Origin of the sequence: Pseudodesulfovibrio karagichevae (genome assembly GCF_041414475.1) — a bacterium.
GTDB classification, from domain to species: Bacteria; Desulfobacterota; Desulfovibrionia; order Desulfovibrionales; family Desulfovibrionaceae; genus Pseudodesulfovibrio; species Pseudodesulfovibrio karagichevae.
Map to the genome: position 1 here is coordinate 20883 of NZ_JBGLYH010000009.1, position 21530 is coordinate 42412.

Annotated in this window: 18 protein-coding genes; 13 read left to right on the top strand and 5 right to left on the bottom strand. The window is 65.5% G+C overall.

Annotated features, from left to right (window positions below; all coding sequences use genetic code 11):
* Nucleotides 1-32: 32 nt before the first annotated feature.
* Nucleotides 33-986 carry a radical SAM protein gene (locus tag AB6M95_RS05020; RefSeq protein WP_371385644.1) on the bottom strand — a complete coding sequence of 318 codons (954 nt, stop codon included), beginning with the start codon at nucleotides 984-986 and terminating at the stop codon, nucleotides 33-35.
* Between the two features lie 172 nt (nucleotides 987-1158).
* Here AB6M95_RS05020 and AB6M95_RS05025 point away from each other — a divergent pair, with 172 nt between their 5' ends.
* The 13 genes from AB6M95_RS05025 (at nucleotide 1159) to AB6M95_RS05085 (ending at nucleotide 17722) form a co-directional block, all read left to right on the top strand.
* Nucleotides 1159-3003 carry a PAS domain S-box protein gene (locus tag AB6M95_RS05025; protein ID WP_371385645.1) on the top strand — a complete coding sequence of 615 codons (1845 nt, stop codon included), beginning with the start codon at nucleotides 1159-1161 and terminating at the stop codon, nucleotides 3001-3003.
* Nucleotides 3004-3073: 70 nt separating this feature from the next.
* Nucleotides 3074-3946, top strand: a complete 873-nt coding sequence (locus AB6M95_RS05030) for a tRNA (adenine-N1)-methyltransferase (protein WP_371385646.1) — start codon at nucleotides 3074-3076, stop codon at nucleotides 3944-3946.
* A 306-nt stretch (nucleotides 3947-4252) separates the two neighbouring features.
* Complete coding sequence (locus AB6M95_RS05035; protein WP_371385647.1) at nucleotides 4253-6829, top strand: PAS domain S-box protein; 2577 nt, start codon at nucleotides 4253-4255, stop codon at nucleotides 6827-6829.
* 235 nt (nucleotides 6830-7064) lie between these two features.
* Entirely contained in the window at nucleotides 7065-7592 is a 528-nt protein-coding gene (locus tag AB6M95_RS05040; protein ID WP_371385648.1) for an RsbRD N-terminal domain-containing protein, read from the top strand.
* 198 nt (nucleotides 7593-7790) lie between these two features.
* Nucleotides 7791-8831, top strand: a complete 1041-nt coding sequence (gene dsrM, locus AB6M95_RS05045) for a sulfate reduction electron transfer complex DsrMKJOP subunit DsrM (RefSeq protein ID WP_371385649.1) — start codon at nucleotides 7791-7793, stop codon at nucleotides 8829-8831.
* Between the two features lie 45 nt (nucleotides 8832-8876).
* Nucleotides 8877-10547 (top strand): sulfate reduction electron transfer complex DsrMKJOP subunit DsrK, encoded by a 1671-nt coding sequence (gene dsrK, locus AB6M95_RS05050; protein WP_371385650.1) that lies wholly within the window; start codon nucleotides 8877-8879, stop codon nucleotides 10545-10547.
* Between the two features lie 6 nt (nucleotides 10548-10553).
* On the top strand, nucleotides 10554-10934 hold the full coding sequence (dsrJ, locus tag AB6M95_RS05055; protein ID WP_371385707.1) for a sulfate reduction electron transfer complex DsrMKJOP subunit DsrJ: 381 nt from the start codon (nucleotides 10554-10556) through the stop codon (nucleotides 10932-10934).
* Nucleotides 10934-11704 carry a sulfate reduction electron transfer complex DsrMKJOP subunit DsrO gene (gene dsrO / locus AB6M95_RS05060; protein ID WP_371385651.1) on the top strand — a complete coding sequence of 257 codons (771 nt, stop codon included), beginning with the start codon at nucleotides 10934-10936 and terminating at the stop codon, nucleotides 11702-11704. Before dsrJ ends, dsrO begins: the two co-directional genes overlap by 1 nt.
* A gap of 11 nt (nucleotides 11705-11715) precedes the next feature.
* On the top strand, nucleotides 11716-12942 hold the full coding sequence (gene dsrP / locus AB6M95_RS05065) for a sulfate reduction electron transfer complex DsrMKJOP subunit DsrP (RefSeq protein WP_371385652.1): 1227 nt from the start codon (nucleotides 11716-11718) through the stop codon (nucleotides 12940-12942).
* Between the two features lie 306 nt (nucleotides 12943-13248).
* Nucleotides 13249-14874, top strand: a complete 1626-nt coding sequence (locus AB6M95_RS05070; RefSeq protein ID WP_371385653.1) for an FmdE family protein — start codon at nucleotides 13249-13251, stop codon at nucleotides 14872-14874.
* Between the two features lie 556 nt (nucleotides 14875-15430).
* Nucleotides 15431-15880, top strand: a complete 450-nt coding sequence (locus AB6M95_RS05075) for a Fe-S-containing protein (protein ID WP_371385654.1) — start codon at nucleotides 15431-15433, stop codon at nucleotides 15878-15880.
* Nucleotide 15881: 1 nt separating this feature from the next.
* On the top strand, nucleotides 15882-17045 hold the full coding sequence (locus AB6M95_RS05080) for an ABC transporter permease (RefSeq protein WP_371385655.1): 1164 nt from the start codon (nucleotides 15882-15884) through the stop codon (nucleotides 17043-17045).
* 8 nt (nucleotides 17046-17053) lie between these two features.
* Nucleotides 17054-17722, top strand: coding sequence for an ABC transporter ATP-binding protein (locus AB6M95_RS05085; protein WP_371385656.1), 669 nt, complete (start codon nucleotides 17054-17056; stop codon nucleotides 17720-17722).
* 98 nt (nucleotides 17723-17820) lie between these two features.
* Here AB6M95_RS05085 and AB6M95_RS05090 read toward each other — a convergent pair whose 3' ends face one another.
* Genes AB6M95_RS05090 through AB6M95_RS05105 form a run of 4 tightly spaced genes read right to left on the bottom strand, consistent with a single transcriptional unit; the run spans nucleotide 17821 to nucleotide 21380 of the window.
* Complete coding sequence (locus tag AB6M95_RS05090; protein WP_371385657.1) at nucleotides 17821-18540, bottom strand: substrate-binding domain-containing protein; 720 nt, start codon at nucleotides 18538-18540, stop codon at nucleotides 17821-17823.
* Nucleotides 18537-19322 (bottom strand): ABC transporter ATP-binding protein, encoded by a 786-nt coding sequence (locus AB6M95_RS05095; RefSeq protein ID WP_371385658.1) that lies wholly within the window; start codon nucleotides 19320-19322, stop codon nucleotides 18537-18539. The genes AB6M95_RS05090 and AB6M95_RS05095 overlap by 4 nt, the downstream gene beginning before the upstream one ends.
* Nucleotides 19313-20281: a FecCD family ABC transporter permease gene (locus AB6M95_RS05100; protein WP_371385659.1), complete on the bottom strand. Its 969-nt coding sequence runs from the start codon at nucleotides 20279-20281 to the stop codon at nucleotides 19313-19315. Before AB6M95_RS05100 ends, AB6M95_RS05095 begins: the two co-directional genes overlap by 10 nt.
* Before the next feature lie 55 nt (nucleotides 20282-20336).
* Entirely contained in the window at nucleotides 20337-21380 is a 1044-nt protein-coding gene (locus AB6M95_RS05105) for an ABC transporter substrate-binding protein (protein ID WP_371385660.1), read from the bottom strand.
* Between the last annotated feature and the right edge of the window lie 150 nt (nucleotides 21381-21530).

Below are 21530 nucleotides of genomic sequence, written 5' to 3' on the forward strand. Positions count from 1 at the left end.
AGAAATGTGTGTGTCTGATCCCGGCGCGCCCTTCATTCTTCGAGGACATGGCCCGTTCCGTGGTAAAAGGTCTTCCCCCGGTCATCCCGGCGGGTGACGTCGCCCATCTTTTCCAGGGCTTCCACGGCCTGGCGGACCTTGTCGGGGTCCGCTCCCAGGGCCTGGGCCAGCTGATCCGCGGTCTGGGGCCTGCGGCTCAGGGAGGCGGTCACGGCAGCGGTCATCCGCTCCAGACTCATCTCCTTGCCGTCTTTGCCCCGCCGCTCGCCGGTGCGGGTCTCCCCGCCTCCGAGCGCCAGGCGCCAACGGCTTAGAACCGCCCCGTCCACGGGGCGGACCCCCTTGACCGTTCCGGGACGGGTCAGTGTGACCACGTCCACCCGGTCGGGGGCAAGCCGCTGGCAAAAATCCTTCAGCCTGCCGAGGTTCTCGTCGGAATCATTAATTCCTTCGGCAAGCAAAATTTCCAAAAATATCTTTCCCTTGAATTCTTTTCTGAACGCAAGGAGCCCTTCGGCCACGGCCTCGGGCCGCACGGCCTCGTCGGGCCGGTTCACCCTGGCGAACTCCTCTTCGACCAGGGCGTCGAGACTGGGCAGGACCACGTCGGCGGCGCACAGCTCGCGGCGCACCTCGGGGTCGGTCATCAGGCTGGCGTTGGTCAGCACGGCCACGGGCGTACCGGGAAAAATCCGCTTCGCCCCGAGGATGACGTTTTCCATCTCCGAGTTCAGGCACGGCTCGCCGAGACCCCCGAGGGTGATCATGTCCGGCGGCTCCAGCCCTTCTTCCTTCCACAGGGAAAGCTCCTTGAGGATGTCGGCCGCCGGGACGTACACCCTGCGTTCGCAGGTCCGGTCCCTGGTGGCTCCCACCTCGCAGTACACGCAGTCCATGGAACAGATGCGGTCGCCGAGCAGGTCGAGTCCCAGCGAGCGGCCCAGCCGCCCGCTCATGACCGGGCCGAAGACGTATTTGTATGCCATGTCGCGTCGCGTTCCTTGAAAGGAGTCCTTAACTCTTGCCAGCTTATTAAGTACCAGCGAGGTTCTGTCAAGTTCGCCGGGCAGTTTCGGGAGATCGGGAATTAATAATGGGACGGAAGTCCGGCCTGATATAGGGTGGCGTCGAGTCCCGTCTTTTTTGGAGGAACCGTCCGTGCTGGAAGTCACTCTCGAAATCCTGAGATTTCTCGTCCTCGCCGTGGCGCTGGGGCTCTTCATCCACGCCGACCGGTCCGTGTCCTACGGCCGCCGCGGCCTCCTGCTCATCAAGATGGGCTTCCTGCTCATCCTGTTCGGCATCTTCATGGAGATCACGGACAGGCTCAACATCCCGGGCTGGGGCCTGATCGCCGACGTCCACGTGAACTTCTACCTGGCCAAGGTCGTGGGCCAGCTGGCCGGGTCGGTCCTGCTCCTGGTCGGGCTGTGGTTCTGGCTGCCGTCCATCCGCACCATGGACGAGGTCCAGGAGGCGCTGGACCGCGCCCGCAGCGACCTGGAGGAGCACTTCGTGGCCCGGACCCGCGAGCTCGAGGCCGAGGTGGACCGGCGCTGCAAGGCCGAGGCCGAGGGGCGCATCTCGGACGAACGGCGCCGCATCCTGTTCGAGAACAGCCCGGTGGGCATCACCCACGGCTTCGTGGGCGGGCGGTTCGTGGAGCGCAACCGGGCCTACGCCCGCATGCTCGGCTACGACTCCCCCGAGGAGATGGCCCAGGCCCAGGCCCTGGCGGGCAGCACCTTTTCCCACGTGGTCGACCCGGCCGACGTGGAGCGCATCGTCAGCCGGGCCCGCACCGAGGAGGCCGTCCAGGGACTGACCGTGCGCATGCGGCGCAAGGACGGGGAGATCCGCTGGGTCCGCCTGGACATGTCCATGGCCCGCGACCGCCACGGGCGGAACTATTATTTCTACGCGTTCGCCCTGGACGTGACCGAGCGCAGGGAACGCGCCAAGGCCCTGGCCCGGTCCAAGCGGCGCTTCAAGAACATCCTCGAATCCCTGCCCGTGGGCATCTTCGTGGTGGACCTCGCGACGCACACCCTGTCCGGGGCCAACCCCGCGGCACAGAAGATGAGCGGCTACGCCCAAGAGGAGCTGTTGGGCATGGCCTGCCGCGAGGCCCTGTGCGGCGACACGCCGTCCTGCCCCTGGGGCGGGGTCGAGGAGGGCAACGTCTGCTCGGACGAGAGCTACCTGACCCGCAAGGACGGCAGTCGGCTGCCGGTGCTCAAAAACCTGGTCGCCACCGAGGTGGACGGCCGCGCGAGCCTGGTGGTCAGCCTGCAGGACATCTCCGAGCAGAAAAGGCTGGAGGAGCTGCGCGAGGACGTCAACCGCATCGTGGCCCACGATCTCAAGGCCCCGATCATCGGCGTGATCAACGGGTGCCGGCTCCTGCTCATGGAGGAGGGCAGCCGGAACGGTGAACTCGGCGAGATGCTGCACCTCATCGAACACCAGGCGGAAAAGGCCCTGCAGATGATCGGCCTGTCCCTGGCCCTCTACAAGATCGAGGCCGGGACCTTCGTCTACGAGCCCGAGCCCGTACCCGTCATGGGCGTGATCCGGGAGACCTTCGGGAACCTGGACGGCAAGATCGCGGGCAAGGGACTGTCCGTGTCGGTCCTGGTCGATGGGAGCCCGGACCAGGGGCTGGGGGGTCCGGTCATCCCGGCCAACGAGCTCCTGCTGGAGACCATGGTCGCCAACCTGCTGCTCAACGCGGTGGAGGCCGCCCCCGAGGGCGGCGAGATCATGGTGGCCCTGGACGCGGACGGCGCCGTGGTCCTGACCATCGCCAACACGGGGGCCGTGCCCGAGGGGCTGCGCGGGATCTTTTTCGACAAGTATTCCACCGAGGGCAAGCCGGGCGGGACCGGCCTGGGGACCTATTCGGCCCGGCTGGCGGCCGGGGCCATGGGCGGGGACATCGCGCTGTCGGTCTCCGACGACGAAAACCGGACCACCCTCCGGGTGACCCTGCCCGGGGCGTGAACCCGTTTTCCTTGACTTCCGGCCTTGCGGGCCGTACTCAGGGCCATCTCTTTCAGGAGGCCTGTTAACCATGATTGAACCGGGACAACTCATTCTGCTCATCAGCCACAAGGGCAAGCGCTACCTGCGCAAGCTCGAGGCCGGCGGCGAGGTGCACACCCATGACGGCAAGCTGCTCATGGACGACATCGCCGAGGCCGGCTTCGGCCAGTACGTCCAGACCCACCTGGGCAAGGCGTACCTGGTGCTCAAACCGACCCTGCACGACCTGATCAAGGGGGTGAAGCGCCAGACCCAGATCATGTACCCGAAGGAGATCGGCTACCTGATGATGAAGCTGGGCATCGGCCCCGGCTCCACGGTCATCGAGTCCGGCACGGGCTCGGGCGGACTGACCACGGCGCTGGCCTGGTTCGTGGGCGACACCGGCAAGGTCATCACCTACGAGCGCCGCGCCGACTTCTTCAAGCTCGCGGGCAAGAACCTGGAGCGCGTGGGCCTGTCCCACCGCGTGGAGCAGGTCAACCAGAACATCGAGGACGGCTTCCTGCACTCCGGCGCGGACGCCCTGTTCCTGGATGTGCGCACCCCGTGGGAATACCTCCACTCCATCCCCAGCGCGGTCATCCCCGGCGCCATGTGCGGCTTCCTGCTGCCCACGGTCAACCAGGTGTCCGACCTGCTGCGCGGCCTGGAGGACGGCCCCTTCGCCGATCTCGAGGTCCTGGAGATCCTGGTCCGCCGCTGGAAGCCCGTGGCCGACCGGCTGCGCCCGGACGACCGCATGGTCGCCCACACCGGCTTCCTGGTCTTCGCCCGCTACATGGAGCCGCCCGTGGGCAAGCCCCGGCCCGAAGCCGCCGCCGAAGGCCCGGACGATGTCCCGGCCGTGGAGGCCGAGGACCTGCCCGACGCCCCGGCGCCGGACGACGACGAGTTCTAGATACGATTTCGCAAGGCCCGCTCCACCGAGCGGGCCTTTTTTATCGGGCGCCCAGCGAACCGGCCTCCATTCCCGATTCTTTTCTCCCAGAAGTCCGGACGTGTCCTCCGGGGCGTGCGGGCGATCGTGCAGGCGGTTGCACTGCCGGGTGCAGCTCTTGTGACAAATGGTAAAATTGGGCCGCCCGGCTCGACAACGGCGACGCGAAGAAGTATGGTTTCCGCCCGCATCCGGTACGTCGTCCGACTGTGTCGGCGCATGCGGGCCATGGCCGTCTAACCGCACCGCCTACCGAGGACAGAACGCTTGAAGAACCGTCGCACCATCCCCGAGGATCGACTCCGGCAACGCGTCCGGGAGTATGCCGCCCGTATGCGGGACGGCGACGATCCCGTGGAGTTCTGGGCGGCGTTCTGCGGGGAGGTCCTGGCCGGGGCGGCGGAGCCGGGCCCCGCGGACCGGCCGGAAGCGGACGCCGATTGCCCCCCGGACCCCAAGACGTCGAGGCTGCACACCCTGTTTCTGAGCCTGCGCACCCCGGTCCTGCTGCTCAACGCCGATTTCGAGGTGGAGGTCATGAACCCGGCCGCCGTGGAGCTGACCGGCGCGCGCGACCTGGAGGCGTGGAGCCGGGGCGACCACGCGCCCGTGCCGCTGGCCGAGCTGGCCCCCTGGCTGGAGGCCGCGCTGGAGGCCGAGGGATTGAGCGCGGCCGGGGGCGACGCCTGCCGTCTGGACGTGCCCGTGTCCCAGCGGTACGGCGAGCGCCACTTCAACGTCGCGGTCTCGCTGACCGCCGATTTTTCCGACCGCCACGACGGGTACGCCGTGGTCCTCGATGACATCACCGCCCGGGTGGAGGGCGAACGGGAGCTGGCCCGGGAGCGCAACCGGGTGGCCCACTACCTCGACGTGGTCGGGTCCATGGTCTTCACCCTGGACGCCGCGGGCAAGGTCGACATGGTCAACCGGACGGCCTGCCGCGTGCTGGGTTACGCCCAGGAGGAGCTCCTGGACAGGGACTGGGTGGACGTCATGGTCCCCGCGAGCCACCGGGACGAGATCCGCGACTGCCTGTACCTGGTCCTGTCCGGCCAGGTGGAGGAAGAGGACGAGCGCACCTTCCAGGTGACCACCCGCGAGGGCTTCAAGCGCATGGTCCAGTGGCAGGGCCAGGTCCTGACCACCGAGGGCGGGCTGCCCGTGGGCATGCTCCTGTCGGGCACGGACATCACCGAGCAGCGGGCCATCGAGGAGGCCCTGGCCGAAAAGGAGCTGTGGCTGCGCAGCACCTTCGTGGCCCTGGGCGAGGCCGTGCTCATCCTTACCCCGCAGATGTCCATCCTGGACGCCAACCCCGCCGCCGAGACCATGTTCCAGATGGCCCAGGCCGACCTCCAGGGAAAGCCCGTGGCCGACCTGCACGTCAGCGCCGGGCACTACGACGATTTCCTGGCCCGTTCCACGGCCGCCTTCGAGGCAGGGGAGCAGGCCATGTTCGAGCTGCCGCTCAAGCGGCGCAAGGGCGAGATCTTCCCGGCCGACCAGTCGGTCTCGCTGATCAAGGGCGACGACGGGTCCACGCTGGGCGTGGTCAACGTCATCCGCGACATCTCGGACCGCAAGCACGCCGAGGCCGAACTCAAGCGCAGCGAGGAGAAGTTCCGGCGCATCTTCGAGACCATCGAGGAGGGGTACATGGTCACGGACCTGGAAGGAACCGTGCTCATGGTCAACCCGGCCACCTGCCGCCTGCTCCAGTACGATGAATCCGAACTGGTGGGGCGGAACATCGACAACCTGTACAAGGTGGCGGGCGAGCGGCAGACCTTCCGCGAGGCCCTCCAGGCCAGGGGGGCCATCCGGGGGCTCCAGATGACCGCCCGGCGCAAGGACGGGACGCCCATCGTCATCGAGGCCAACGCCCACCAGGTCCTCAATAATCAGGACGAGCCCGTGGCCATGGAAGGAACCTTCCGCGACATCACCCGGCGCATCGAGGCCGAGAAGGTCCTGCGCGAAAGCGAGAAGCAGTACCGCGCCTTTTTCGAGAACAACCACGCCATCATGCTCCTGACCGACCCCAAGTCCGAGCGGATCATCGACGCCAACCCGGCGGCCGGCGACTTCTACGGCTACCCGCTTGAGGTCATGCGGACCATGAACCTGAGCCAGATCATCGCCCTGGACCGGGACGAGATGTTCTCGGAGATGCGCCGCTCCATGGACGAGGGGCGGACCTATTTCATCCTCCGGCACCGGCTGGCCAGCGGCGAGATACGCGACGTGGAGGTCTACTCCGGGCCGATCATGGTCCAGGGGGCTCAGCGCCTCTACTCGGTCATCCACGACGTGACCAAGCGCATCGAGCTGGAGCAGGAGATGAAGCTGCTGGCCACCACCGACGCCCTGACCGGGGCCAGCAACCGCCACCAGTTCTTCACCCTGGGCGGGGTGGAGGTGCAGCGGGCCAAGCGCTACGACCTGCCCCTGACCGTGATCATGCTCGACATCGACTATTTCAAGTCCATCAACGACACCTACGGCCACGCGGCCGGGGACCAGGTCCTCAAGGCCCTGTCCCGGGCGGTCTCGAAGCTGCTGCGCGCCCCGGACGTCTTCGGCCGCCTGGGCGGGGAGGAGTTCGCGGCCATCCTGCCCCAGACCGGCATCGAGGAGGGGGCCGAGGTGGCCGAGCGGCTGCGCTCGACCCTGGCCGGGCTGGCCGTGGCGGTGGGGGACGACACCGTGACCTTCACGGTGTCCATGGGCGTGACCCAGGTGCGCGCCGGGGACAGGACCGTGGAAGAGGTCCTGAACCGGGCGGACGAGGCCCTCTACAGGGCCAAGCGCATGGGCCGCAACAGGGTGGTGCGGGACTGATGCGGGCCACGTTTCCCAAGGGTTCCCGAGGGGACCGTCAACCCCTGATAACCCTTTTCATTGACCGGTTTTTCCTTGAAAAAACCTTGACGTTTTCCCATGGGTTTGGAATATGGTTCTGAGTTTTACGTGATGATTTTCACAATTTATCAAAGGCCTGTCCGTGAAATGTCCGTCCGCGCCCCGGGGGCCGGGGTCGCAAGTGGGCCATTTCACGGATTGTTGCGGGTTGTTAATGACTTTTGAATCTCTGTTGGCCGAGCGAAAGGCCGAGCTGTCGCAGAAATGGGCGGAGCTGGTTCTCAGGACCTATCCCAAGGAAACCCAAAAAATCTGGACCCGACAGAAAGATCGATTTCAGAACCCGGTCGGGGCGGCCATCATCGAGGCCACCGGGGAACTGTTCGATCACTTGATCGAGTGGCGGGATGCGGAGCGCATGGCCGGTAGCCTGGACAAGCTCATCCGCATCCGGGCGGTGCAGGATTTCACCCCCTCCCAGGCCATCAGCTTCGTGTTCCTGCTGAAAAAGCTCCTTCGCGACGAGTTTTTCCAGCCCATGAAGAAGGACGGCACCCTGGAAGAGCTGCTTCGGTTCGAGGCCAAGGTGGACAACCTGGCCATGATGTCTTTCGACATCTACAGCAAGAGTCGCGAAGAGGTGTTCCGGTACCGCGTGGAGGAAGTGAAGCGCGCCCAGAGCAGTCTGCTCAGGAAAGCCGGATTAGTTGCGGACGTTACGGCCGATAAATCGGCCGATTAGGGACGCGCCGGGTGTGGCGCACGGTGTGAAGCCGGGCGAAGTATGACGAGGGGTGGGGGTTCCGGCCGCAAGGGCCGGGGTCCGTCTTCAATGCATAGCTTCAAACATCTTTGCACCGGCCCCCTCCGGAGGAGTCCCGAAAGTGGCAGGCCGACCAGGTAACCCCGGCGGTCCAACCTTCAAGCGAGGTGACGGTAGATGAATGCTCTTTACTCACTTCTGTTCGTCTTTCTCCTGGTGTTGATCCCGTTGTTCGGGGTTGATGCGGCACACATGAGGACTTTCTTCGGTGTCTGCATCCCGACAACGGCGTTCATCATCTTCATTACCGGCTTTGTATACAAAGTCGTCACCTGGGGCCGGAGCGCCGTGCCGTTCCGCATCCCCACAACCGGCGGCCAGTTCCAGTCTTTCGATCCCGTACTGTTCAAGCAGAACAAGCTGGACTGTCCCCAGACCGGCGCCCAGACCTTTTTCCGCATGGTCCTCGAGGTCTTCGCCTTCCGTTCCCTGTTCAGGAACACCGCCGTGTCCCTGCATGAAGGCAAGGACCACCCGGTCGTCGCCTACAAATCGAGCAAGTGGCTGTGGCTCTTCGCCATCACCTTCCACTACTCCTTTTTCATCATCGCCCTGCGGCACCTGCGCCTCTTCCTCGAACCGATTCCGTTCCTCCCGGTGGGCGCGCTCGAGTTCGTGGACGGCATCCTGCAGATCGGCGCTCCGGTCATGTACCTGAGCGACATCGGCCTGGTGGCCGGCGTGCTCCTGCTGCTGAGCCGCAGGCTGATCAATCCCCGGATCAACTACATCAGCTACGTCTCCGACTACTTCCCGCTGCTGCTGATCCTGTCCATCGCCCTGTCGGGCATCTACATGCGCTACTACGCCAAGGTCGACGTCATCGCGATCAAGGAGTTGACCATGGGCCTGGTGACGTTCCACTACGTCGTCCCCGAGTCCATCACCGTCTCCTTCTTCGTCCACGTCTTCCTGGTCAGCACGCTCATGGTCTACTTCCCGTTCAGCAAGCTCATGCACATGCCGGGCGTCTTCCTGTCCCCGACCCGCAACCTGCCGAACGACTCGCGCGCAAAGCACCACGTGAACCCCTGGAACGACCCCAACATCAAGGCCCATGCCTATGCGGACTACGAAAAGCAGTTCGGCGTGCCCATGGCCGAGGCGGGGCTGCCCCTGGACAACCCCGAGAACGGGGTGCCCAAAGACGAGGCCTAGGGTTCACCGACCGCTGATACTTTCTTTATCCGAGGAGATAAGAATATGTCCGACATTCCCAAAGCAGACGAGCTCTTCAAGAGCATAGATTACAATCCGCCGCTCACCGGCTGGATGGAAACCCCGGTGGACTTCTCCCCGGGCCACTGGTGCTACCCCGCCAAGCCCGAGAAGATCGCGTACATGGAGACCAAGCTGCCCGGCCTGTGGGGCGAGCCCCGCGAGTGGCTGCCCTCCGACGCGGACTGGAAGCTGCCCGCCAACTGGAAGGAGACCGTGGTCAACGGCTTCCGCGAGCGGCTCAAGAAGTTCCGCTCCCTGCAGCTGTTCATGGACATCTGCGTGCGCTGCGGCGCCTGCGCCGACAAATGCCACTACTTCATCGGCTCCGGCGATCCCAAGAACATGCCCGTGCTCCGTGCCGAGCTGATGCGCTCGGTCTACCGCGGCGAGTTCACCGTGGCAGGCAAGATCCTCTCCAAGTTCACCGGTTCCCGGGTCATGGAAGAGAACGTCCTGAAGGAGTGGTTCATCTACTTCTACCAGTGCACCCAGTGTCGCCGCTGTTCCCTGTTCTGCCCCTACGGCATCGACACCGCGGAAATGACCATGATGGCCCGCGAGCTGATGCACCTGGTCGGCTTGAACACCAACTGGATCATGGAGCCGGTCTCCAACTGCAACATCACCGGCAACCACCTCGGCATCCAGCCGCACGCCTTCAAGGACATCGTCGACTTCATGGTCGACGACATCGAAGAGGTCACCGGCCGCCGGGTCAAGGCCCCGCTGAACGAGAAGGGCCACGAGATCCTGTTCATCACCCCGTCCGGCGACGTCTTCGCCGACCCCGGCATCTACACCTTCATGGGCTACCTGCTCCTGTTCGACTACCTCGACCTGGACTACACCCTGTCGACGTACGCGTCCGAGGGCGGCAACTTCGGCTCGTTCACCAACAACGAGGTCATGAAGAAGCTCAACGCCAAGATGTACGCCGAGGCCGAGCGCCTGGGCTGTAAATGGATTCTGGGCGGCGAGTGCGGCCACATGTGGCGCGTGGTGCACCAGTACATGGACACCATGACCGGCGACACCCAGTGGTCCGGCATGACCACCCCGAAATCGCCCATCACCGGCACGGTGTTCAACAACGCCGCGGCGACCAAGATGCTCCACATCACGGAGTTCACCGCCGACCTCATCAAGCACAACAAGCTGAAGCTGGATCCCAGCCGCAACGACCATCTGCGGGTCACGTTCCACGACTCCTGCAACCCGGCGCGCGGCATGGGGCTTCTCGATGAACCGCGCTACGTGCTCAAGCACGTGTGCAACAACTTCTTCGAAATGCCCCCGGCGACCATCCGCGAGCAGACCTTCTGCTGCGCCGGCGGTTCCGGCCTGAACACCGACGAGATCATGGAAATCCGCCTGCGCGGCGGCCTGCCCCGGGGCAACGCGCTCCGGTACGTCCAGGAGCAGCACGGCGTGAACCTGATGGCCTGCATCTGCGCCATCGACCGGGCGACCCTGATCCCGCTGGCGAACTACTGGGCCCCCGGCGTGACCATCGCCGGCACCCATGAGCTGGTCGCCAACGCCCTGGTCCTCGAAGAGGGCGAGGTCCGGACCATGGACATGCGCCAGGAACCCCTCCCCGGTTTCGAGGACGAAGACGACGACTGGACGCCCCCGACCAAGGAGGATGCATAAATGAAAATGTACAACGGATTTGCGATCGTCGCCGGGCTGGTCATCTTCTTCGCGATGCTGACCGCTCCCTTTGCGCTCGGCACCATGACCAAGCAGTACAAGGAGCCCGAGCTCAAGCTGCCCAAGAACGAGAAGGAGTGCATCGAATCCACCGAGTACATGCGCACCAACCACATGCAGCTTCTGAACGAGTGGCGCGACTGGGCCCTGCGTGACGGCAAGAGGACCTACATCAACCACAAGGGCAAAGAGTTCACCATCTCCCTGCAGAACACCTGCATGAAGTGCCACACCAGCAAGGCCGACTTCTGCGACAAGTGTCACAACGACGCGGGTGTCTCTCCCTACTGCTGGGATTGCCATGTTCAGCCGGAGGGTTTGAAATAATGAAGAACAGCAGAAGAACCTTCATCAAGCTTGCCGGTATCGCCGCCGCCGGGCTGGCCGTGGCCCCCAAAAAGGTCCTGGCCTCCGAGGGCCACGCTCCGGTCAAGGTCAATGCCACGGCCGTCCATGCCAAGCATTGGGCCATGGTCATCGACACCACCAAGCTGCACACCGCCGAAGCCATCGACAAGCTGGCCGGGGTCTGCCACCACATCCACAACGTGCCCCACATCGAGGGCAAGAAGGAAGTGAAGTGGCTGTGGCATGATACCTACGCCCACACCTTCCCGGAGCAGGAGAACCCGCACCTGGCCGAAGAGGTCCACGAGCGCGTCTTCCCGCTGCTGTGCAACCACTGCGAGAACCCGCCGTGCGTGCGCGTCTGCCCGACCAAGGCGACCTTCCAGCGTCCGGACGGCATCGTGGCCATGGACTACCACCGCTGCATCGGCTGCCGCTACTGCATGGCCGGCTGTCCCTACGGCTCCCGCTCGTTCAACTGGGGCGAGCCCCGGCTGGGCCTGGACCTGGAGAAGCTGAACCCCGAGTTCCCCACCCGCATGCGCGGCGTCGTCGAGAAGTGCAACTTCTGCGTCGAGCGCCTGGCCGTGGGCAAACTGCCCGCCTGCGTGGAGGCCTCCGAGGGCGCCATGCACTTCGGCGACCTGAAGGACCCGGATTCCGAAGTCCGCAAGGTGCTTCGCGAGAAGTTCACCATTCGTCGTAAACCCTCGGCAGGCACTGAGCCCAGTGTTTACTACATCATTTAGGAGGAATCGGAATGCTTGAATTAGCTCTGAAAGGTTCCAAGAGATACTACGGCTGGATTGCGTTCCTCCTGGTTCTCATCGGTATCGGCTCCACGGCCCTGGTCGACCAGTGGATGAACGGCCTGAAGATTACCGGCATGAGCCGCGACGTGTCCTGGGGATTCTACATCTCCCAGTTCACCTACCTGGTCGGTCTGGCCGCCTCCGGCGTCATGATCGTGCTGCCCAACTACTTCCACTCCTACAAGACCAACAAGCACATGGTCATCTTCGGTGAGTTCATGGCCATCGCGGCGTGCATCATGTGCCTGCTGTTCATCGTCGTGGACATCGGGCAGCCCACCCGCATGCTGAACATGATCTTCCATCCCACTCCGAACTCCATCCTGTTCTGGGACATGATCGTGCTCAACGGCTACCTGTTCCTCAACCTGCTCGTGGGCTGGACCTGCCTGCAGGCGGACCGCCAGCACCTGCCCCACCCGCAGTGGCTCAAGCCGTTCATCTACGTGTCCATCATCTGGGCCTTCTCCATCCACACCGTGACCGCGTTCCTGTACCAGGGCCTGCCCGGCCGCCACTACTGGCTGACCGCCATCCTGGCCGCCCGCTTCCTGGCCTCCGCGTTCTGCTCCGGTCCGGCGATCCTGCTGCTCGTCATGATGCTGACCGAGAAGTTCACCAGCTTCAAGATGGCCAAGAACGCCGTGAAGACCCTGGTCAAGATCATCGCTTACGCCATGTGCGTGAACATGTTCTTCTTTGCCCTGGAGATCTTCACCTCGTTCTACTCGAACATGCCGGGCCACATGCACCCGATTCTGTACCTGTTCGAGCACGCCAGCACCGGTCTGGTGACCCTGATGTGGACCTTCATCGCGTTCGCGGCGATCTCCATCACCCTGCTGGTGACCCCGCGCTTCCGCAACAATCTCAAGCTGCTGCCCTGGACCCTGGCCATCCTGATCATCGCGACCTGGATCGACAAGGGCCTCGGCCTGCTCATCGGCGGGTTCAACCCGACCCCGTTCGAGACCATCACGCCGTACTGGCCGACCGTGAAGGAACTCATGGTCTCCCTGATGGTCTACTCCGTGGGCGCTCTGGTGGTGACCGTGCTCTTCAAGATCGCCACCTCCGTCAAGGCCGAAGTGGGCCACTCCCAGAAGCTGGCCTGCGGCTGCTCCACCGAGGACGGCTGCACCTGCACCGGCGAAGAAGCCGCTGCCGAGGCCTAAAACCGGCACACAGCCTGGCCACGTAACGTCACCTCGCTAGGCATCAAGGCTGAAACAGGGCCGCCCCGGAAACGGGGCGGCCCCTTTTTTTCGCTCCGGACCCGCCTCGCGAGGGGGGCTCGGGCCATACTCCAGGCGCGCCGACATCCGCCATGTCCGCTCAGATGTTGTGCGGAAACGTGCAAGGTGGGCCCCTGTTGCGCCAATGTCACCCGCATGGCATAGTGCGTTTCCCTTTTTCAGCGGCAATGTGGGGAAAACACGGCGGCGGCAACGCCGGGTATTCTATCGAACTGCGAGGCACTCATGAACATCGGACAGTACACCTTTGAGGAATTCAAACAAAAGGCCAAGGAATTTCACGGCTATCCCGCGCCGGGCCTGCTCATAGGCGGGTATATGGTGGAGGCGGCGAAGGCGCGGTTGCCCGAGGGCACCCTGTTCGAGGCCATGGTCGAGTCCGGCAAATGCCTGCCCGACGCGGTCCAGCTCCTGACCCTGTGCTCCACGGGCAACAACTGGATGAAGGTCAAGCTGCTCGGCCGCTACGCCGTGTCCCTGTACGACAAGTTCACCGGCGAAGGGGTCCGCGTGGCCGTCGACCAGAAGAAGCTGGCCCAGTGGCCCGAGATCCGCGCCTGGTTCATGAAGGAAAAGCCCAAGTCCGAGCAGGACACGGACCAGCTCTTCCGGGAGATCGAGGAGGCCGGGGACACCATCTGTTCCATCCGGCCCGTGACCGTGTCCAAGAAGTACCTCGGCCACGGCCACATGACCTCCATCGACGTCTGCCCGGTTTGCGGCGAGGCATACCCCGGCTCGGACGGCTCCATCTGCCGCGGCTGCCAGGGCGAGGACCCGTACGTGTCCATGGAAGGCGTGCTGTGCGCCGACGACGCTCCGGACCTCAAGGTCGTGCCCGTGGAACAGGCCGTGGGCAAACAGGCGGTCCACGACATGACCGGCATCGAGCCGGGCGAGTCCAAGGGCCCCATTACCAAGGCGGGCGACGTCTTCGACATCGGCGACGTCTGCCGCCTGCAGCGCATCGGCAAGTTCAACGTCTACGACGGCGAGGCCGTGCCCGGAGACGAGTGGGTGCACGAAAATGCGGCGGTCAAGGCGTTCGCCAAGCGGATGGCCGGACCCGGCATCACCTACGATCCCAACCCGGAAGAGGGCAAGATCAACTTCTTCGCCGAGTACCCGGGCATGCTGTCCATCGACCTGGACGCGCTCTCCCGGTTCAACCTCTCCCCGGACGTCATGCTGGCCACCCGCCACGACGGCTCGCTCATGCCCGAGGGCAAGGGCGTGGCCGGAGCCCGGGCCATCCCCCTGTACATCTCCCGCGACCGCTTCAGCCGCGCGCTGACCGCCCTGGGCGAAGGCCCGGTCCTGTCCGTGCTGCCGCTCAAGCCCGCCAAGGTGGGCATCCTGGTCACCGGCACCGAGGTCTTCCAGGGGATCATCGAGGACAAGTTCATCCCGATCATCTCGTCCAAGGTCATCAATCTCGGCTGCACCGTGCACATGACCGACATCGTGCCCGACGAGCGCGAGGCCATCACCAGGGCGGCCAAGGCCATGCTCGACGGCGGCTGCGAGGTGGTCATCACCACGGCGGGCATGTCCGTGGACCCGGACGACGTCACCCGCGCGGGCCTGGTGGACGCCGGGCTGCACGGCGACCTCTACGGCGTGCCCATGCTCCCCGGCACCATGACCCTGGTCGGCAAGCTCGGCAACGCCGCCATCATCGGCGTCCCGGCCTGCGCCCTGTTCTACAAGACCACGGCCTTCGACGTGGTCCTGCCCCGCATCCTCGCCGGGCAGGAGCTGCGCCGCAAGGACCTGGCCCGTCTGGGCGAGGGCGGGTTCTGCATGAATTGCAAGACCTGCTCCTTCCCCAAATGTCCGTTCGGAAAGTAGGGGACGCGGGAGGCGGCTTGCGATAGCGGGCCATCTGCACATTTTTTCCGGTGGGCTTTCATCCTCATGTAGAAGGCTACACTGCGGTGAAAGCCCACCGGGTCTGTACCTGAGGCATAAGATCTTGTACGGCTCGAAGACTCGCCTACAATTCACTTAAAAATGCACAGCTGACCCACTCTCGAAAGCCTGACCGTGTGCGAGCGCGGAAGGGCGGTTTGAGAAGAGGGCGCTTGCACAGTTGATGTGCGGGAGAGCCGCTGTCGGGTGGCGGGGCCACCCGAATCGCTCCAGGGGGAGTGGTGTTGAGAATGTTGGGACACCCGCTGGCGCGGGTGTTTTTGGTTGGTGTGTGCGGAATGTTGCACATATGTTGTGCAATTGCGCAGAGCCGTGCACCGTGTTTCGCCGGGGATTAATCGGTAACCGGCGGGGAAGATTCGCGTTCGTGGGTGGTGCGCGGATTGCATGTAAACGGGCTTTGTCCGTTGTGTGCGGGAGAGGCCCGCAGTATTTTCATACCACAGAAGTCTGGAATTATTTTCGGGAGGAAAACATGAAAGGGATTCAATCCACGGTTGTCGCAGCGGTGTTTGTGCTGGTCCTGGCGGGATCGGCCCATGCCTTTTGGGGGTTCGGGGGGAGCGATTCGGTTACGGCCGAGAACGGGGTGGTCTCCATCCCGGTGAGCGAGGTGTCCGACGGCGACGCGCATTTCTACCGCTACGACGCGGGCGGCAAGGACGTGAAGTTCTTTGTCATGAAGAGCAGGGACGGGATCATCCGGGCGGCCTTCGACGCCTGCGACGTCTGCTACGGGGAGAAGAAGGGCTACACCCAGGACGGCGACTTCCTGGTCTGCAACAACTGCGGCCAGCGCTTCCACTCCTCGCGCATCAACGAGGTCAAGGGCGGCTGCAACCCCTCGCCCCTGGCCCGGGAATACGACGCGCGCAATGTGACCATCAAGGCTGGCGACCTGGCCGCCGGTGCGGGGTACTTCTAGCATGAACATCCTGACCATTCCCCTGCGGAACACCCGCAGGAAATGGGTCAAGACCCTGCTCCTGCTGGTGGTCTTCACCCTCGGGGTGACCTCCATAGTCTCGCTCAACTACGTGTCCAGCGTGGTCGGCGGCTCCCTGGAAAAGAAGCTCTCCGCATATGGCGCCAACATTCTGATCATGCCCAAGAGCGAGAAACTGACCGTCAGCTACGGCGGCTTCGCCCTGGGCGACATGGCGCTCGGCGTGCACGACCTGAACGAGGCCGATGTGGCCGACAAGGTCGCCCACATCGGGCTCAGGGAGCGCATCTCCGTGGTCGCGCCCAAGCTGGTGGCCATGGCCAAGGCCGGGGACACCGCCGTGGGCGTGGTCGGCGTGCGCTTTGACCGCGAGAAGATCCTCAAGGGCTACTGGGCCGTGGACGGGGCCTACCCGACCACGGACGACGGCGTGCTCGCCGGGTCCAAGGCGGCGGCGTCCCTCGGGCTCGCGCCCGGCTCCGAACTGATCCTGAACGGCACGCCCGTGCGCGTGGCCGGGGTGCTCAAGCCCACGGGCTCGGACGACGACTCGGTCCTGTTCGCGGGCATGGACTTCGCCCAGGCGCACTTCGGCCAGCCGGGGCACGTCAGCTTCGTGGAGGTGGCCGCCCTGTGTGCGGGTTGCCCCATCGAGGAGATCGTGGGCGAGCTGCGCACCGCCCTTCCGGGCACGGACATCCAGGCCCTCCAGTCCATCGTCAAGCAGCGCATGTACTCGGTGGATTTCGTCAAGCGGCTCATCCTGACCGTGTCCTTGGTCATCCTGTTCATCGCCTGCTGCATGGTCGGCGTGACCATGCTCGCCTCGGTCAACGAGCGGATCAAGGAGATCGGGCTGATGCGCTCGCTCGGCTTCAGCCGGGGCGGGGTCTTCGCCATCTTCTGCTTCGAGGCCGTGCTCATCGGCCTGGTGGCGGGCGCGGCGGGCTACGCAGGCGGCTACGCCCTGAGCCTCAAGGTCCTGGCCCTGCTCGACATGGCCAAGGACGCCACCCTGTCCTTCAACCCCGCGCACATGGCCCTGACCGGCCTGTTCATCGTCGCCGTGTCGGTCCTGTCCGCGTTCATCCCGGCCTGGAAGGCGGCCTCCGTGGAACCGTCCGAAGCCCTCATCGCACTCTAGGAGCGCCCATGTTCGAAGCGAAAAACATCACCAAGACCTTCAGCGGCGAGGGCGGCGAGACCAGTGTGCTCAACGGCGCGGACCTCCTGGTCGAACCCGGCCGGTTCGTGTCCATCGTGGGCCGCTCCGGATCGGGCAAGACCACCTTCCTGAACATCCTGTCCACCCTGCTGGCCCCGGACTCCGGGCAACTGCTCTACCGGGGCGAGGACATCACCCACGCCTCCCGCGCGCGCCTCAACGAGCTGCGGCGCAGGGACTTCGCGGTCATCTTCCAGTTCCACCACCTGCTCCCGTACCTCACGGCCCGCGAGAACGTCCTGCTGCCCTACATGCAGGGCCTGGGCCCGGTGACCGCCGAGGTGCGCAGGCGCGCCGACGCCTGCCTGGACCGGGTGGGGCTGTCCGGCAAGGGCGGCAAGCTGCCCGGCCACCTGTCCGGCGGCGAGCAGCAGCGCGTGGCCATCGCCCGCGCCCTGGTCAAGGAGTCCGCCATCCTGTTCGCGGACGAGCCCACCGGCAACCTGGACAAGGAGACCGGCGACGCCATCATGGGGCTGCTCGGGGAACTGAAGCACGAAGGACTGGCCATCGTCATGGTCACCCATGACGAGGAATACGCCGCGCGGGCGGACCGCGCCGTGCGCATGGCCGACGGCGTGGTCCTGAAACAGTAATTCGCCGTTACGGCGCGAAAGGCAAGGCCGTCCCTCGGGGCGGCCTTTTCTTGTTGTAAATCGTGGAAGCGGGCCGGGCAGTTTACCCGGTCCTTGTGTTATCGGGTCGACTTGCGCGGCGGATGGAATCCGCAGCTTGTGGCGGCCTCCATGGCCTCGGCCGAGCGCAGTCCGTCCAGGGCGGCGCGGGCCTCGTCGGTGTTGCGGGCAACCGCGCCGTAGAGCGGCCGCACGGCCAGTTCCGGGGGCAGGTCGAGCAGGGCCAGGCCGGGGCATTTGGCGGTCACGTCCAGGGCCGTGGTCCGGTAGCCGAGGAAGAGATCCACCTTGCCCGCCCGGAAGAGATCGACCACGGGCGAGCCTGCGTGCGCCTTGCCCGGCAGGTCGCCGCCTACCAGGGCGCGGGCGCGGTCGCGGAGCATTGCCCGGCTGCCGGGGCGGATGGCCTCGGCCCGGTCGAAGACCGCAAGCGCGTAGTCGCCGCCGGGGTCCGCGCCGGGGGTGGAGGTGCCCAGGCGGCTGTCCGGGTCGAGCATGGCCCGCAGGGCGTCGCCGTCGGCCAGGATCTCCTCGCGTCCGAACAGGCAGAGGCGGTTTTCGAGCAGGGGCACGGCCTCGCCGTAGTCGGCGAGCCGGGCCACGGCCCGGACGTGGGCCATGCTCGCGGACAGGAACAGCTCGGGTCGCAGGCCGTCCTCGATGCGTCCGCGCAGCAGTCCGGCCGGGCCGAAGCGCACGTCCAGGCGCAGGCCGCCGGCCTCGGCCATGGCGGGCAGGGCCTTGCGCAGGCTTCCGGCCGCAAGTACGGACAGGGTCATGATTCCTCCCGGCGGACCGTGCACACGGTCTTGCCGTTGGTCAGTCTGTGGATGTCTACGCCCAGGCCGTAGAGCTCGAACAGGGCCTCGGGGGACAGGACCTCCTCGGTGGTCCCCACGGCCTGGAGCCGCCCCCTGGCGAGCAGGGCGGTCTGGTCCGAGATCTCGAAGGCGTGGTCTGGAAAATGGGTGGTCATGATCACGGTCAGCCCCCGGTCGGCCAGGGAGCGGATCAGCGACAGGGTCCGGGCCTGGTTGCCGAAGTCCAGGTGCGAGGTGGGCTCGTCCAGGAGCAGGATGTCCGCGCCCTGGGCCAGGGACCGGGCAAAGAGGATGAGCTGCCGCTCGCCGCCGCTGGTCTCGCTGTAGGCCACGTCCTCCAGGTGGCCGATGCCCATGGTCTCCAGAGCGGCGCGGGCCGCGCGGTAGTCCGCCCCGGACGGCGAAGCGAAGGCCCCCAGGTGCGGGGTCCGGCCCATGACCACCACGTCCAGGGCGCGGTAGGCGAAGACCGGGGAGTGGGTCTGCGGGACCATGGCGATGGCGCGGGCGGTCCTGCGCCGGCCCAGGGAGGCCAGGTCGCGGTCGCCCGCGAAGACCTGTCCGGTCCGGGGGGCGACCAGCCCGGCCAGGCAGCGCAGCAGGGTGGACTTGCCCGTACCGTTGGGCCCGAGGATGGACAGCACCCGGCCGGGGCGGGCGGTCAGGCTGACGTCCGCCCAGACCGTGTCGCGGCCCGCGTAGGCGAAACTCAGCCCCTTGGCGCGCAGGGTCATGCCCATCCCGTTCTCCCCCTGCCGAGCAGCACGGCGAAAAACGGCGCGCCCACGGACGCGGTCAGGATGCCCAGCGGAATCTCCGTGGCCGTCAGGTTGCGGGCCAGCCCGTCGATGAGCACCAGGTAGCAGGCCCCGAGGGCCAGGCTGGCCGGGATGAGCCTGCGGTAATCCGGCCCCACCAGCATGCGCGCCAGGTGCGGAACCACCAGCCCGACCCAGCCGATGATGCCGCTGACCGAGACCGCGCTGGCCGTGACCACGGTCACGGCCACGATCACGCCCAGCCGCAGGCGGCCCGCCTCCACGCCCAGGGTCCGGGCCTCCTCATCGCCCATGGCCAGGACGTTGAGCTGCCAGCGGACCAGGAGCAGGCCGAGCACGCACACGCCCATGGGCAGCAGTACGGACAGCAGCCGGTCCATGGTCATGGAGGACAGGGAGCCCATCAGCCAGTAGACGATGACCGGCAGCTTGTCGTCCGGGTCGGCCACGTATTTGACCAGGGAGAGCAGGGACTGGAAGAACGCGCCGACCACCACTCCGGCCAGGATGATGATCATGGGCCCGGACGAGCGGTACAGGCGGCTCATGCCCCAGGCCGCGGTCACGGCGAGCATGCCGAAGAAAAAGGCCGAGCCCTGGATGAGCCAGGGCGAGTTCCACAGCAGGATGCCGAGCGCCGCGCCGAAACCCGCGCCCGAGGCCACGCCCAGGATATAGGGCGAGACCAGCGGGTTGCGGAACAGCCCCTGGAAGGCCGCGCCAGCCACGGACAGCCCGCCGCCGATGAGCATGGCCGCCAGCACGCGGGGCAGGCGTACCTGCATGATCACGGTGTCCAGCACGCCCGGCCAGTCAGGGTGGATCGGCAGCCCGGCCGCATGGCCCAGGATGCGCAGGACCTCGCCCAACCCCACGGGGTAGCGGCCCCAGGCGAGCCCGATGCAGAAAACGGCGGCCACGCCCGCCCACGGAGCAAGACTGCCGAGGGTCGGGCGCGGCCGCGAGAGAGCCGGTTTATTCAAAGGAAATGCCATAGAATTCCTTGTAATAGGACTGGACCATGGCATCCAGGTCGACGTCCTTGAACTTGTCGGGGTAGAGGGTCTTGGCCATCCACAGCTCGCCCAAGGCCATGGACTCGGGCAGGGCGTGCCCCCACGGCTTGACGTATTCGGGGCAGATGTACAGCCGCCCGTTCTTGATGGCCGAGACCTGCTGCCAGGCCGGGTCGTTGCGCAGCTCGTCGGCGGCGGAGCGGTGCCGCCACTGGATGAAGACGACCTCCGGGTTCCAGCGCAGGACGTCCTCCATGGTCACTTCCTTGAAGCCGGTCACTTCCTTGGCGACCACGTTGACGCCGCCCGCGCGCTCCATGATCACGCTGGTATACTTGCCCGCGCCGTAGGTGTGCAGGTTGTTGCGGGCCATGTAGCACGTGACCCGCTGGGCCTCGGGGATGGTTCCCAGGTGCGACTTGAGCACCTTCTGGTTGGCCTCGACCACCTGCATGAGCCGCTCGGCGCGCGCCTGCTTGTTGCAGATCTCGCCGATGAGCAGCACGGCGTCCTTGAGCCCCTTGTTGTAGGCCGCCTGGGCGTCCGCCAGCTCGGGGTTGAGCTTGGCCGCCTCGTCGCTGGCCGCGTCGAACAGGGACACGGCCACCACCGGGATCTTGGCGTCGGTGATCTGCTGGATCATCTCCTTGGGCGCGTAGTGGGTGACGATGACCAGGTCCGGGTTCAAGGCCAGCAGGGCCTCCATGTTCACGGTGTCGAGCCCGCCGGGGGTGGGCAGGGAGCGGATGTCGGCCATGGTCTTGGCCGCGCCGGGCAGATATTTTTCCCATTTGTCCATCAGGCCCACGACCTTGTCCTGGGCTCCGAGCTGGATCATGATGTCCAGGGTCTGGTGCTGGAGGACCACCACCCGCTTGACCGTATCCGGAATAGTCACGGTCCGGCCCAGCTGGTCGGTGACGGTGCGCTGGGCCAGGGCGGAGGAGCACAGCAACAACAGGAGCAGGCCGACGAACAGCGGCAATTGCAGGAACTTTCTCATCAAGGGGTACCTCTCTCGGGCTGGATGTTGTCCGGATGGCCTCGCGCATGCGGTGCCGAAACGCCTGGGCTCGGCCGTCAATGTTTAGAAAACGGACTATAGCCGTCTGCATTCTTTTCGCAAATAAAAAACGGAACAGTCACGCAATGG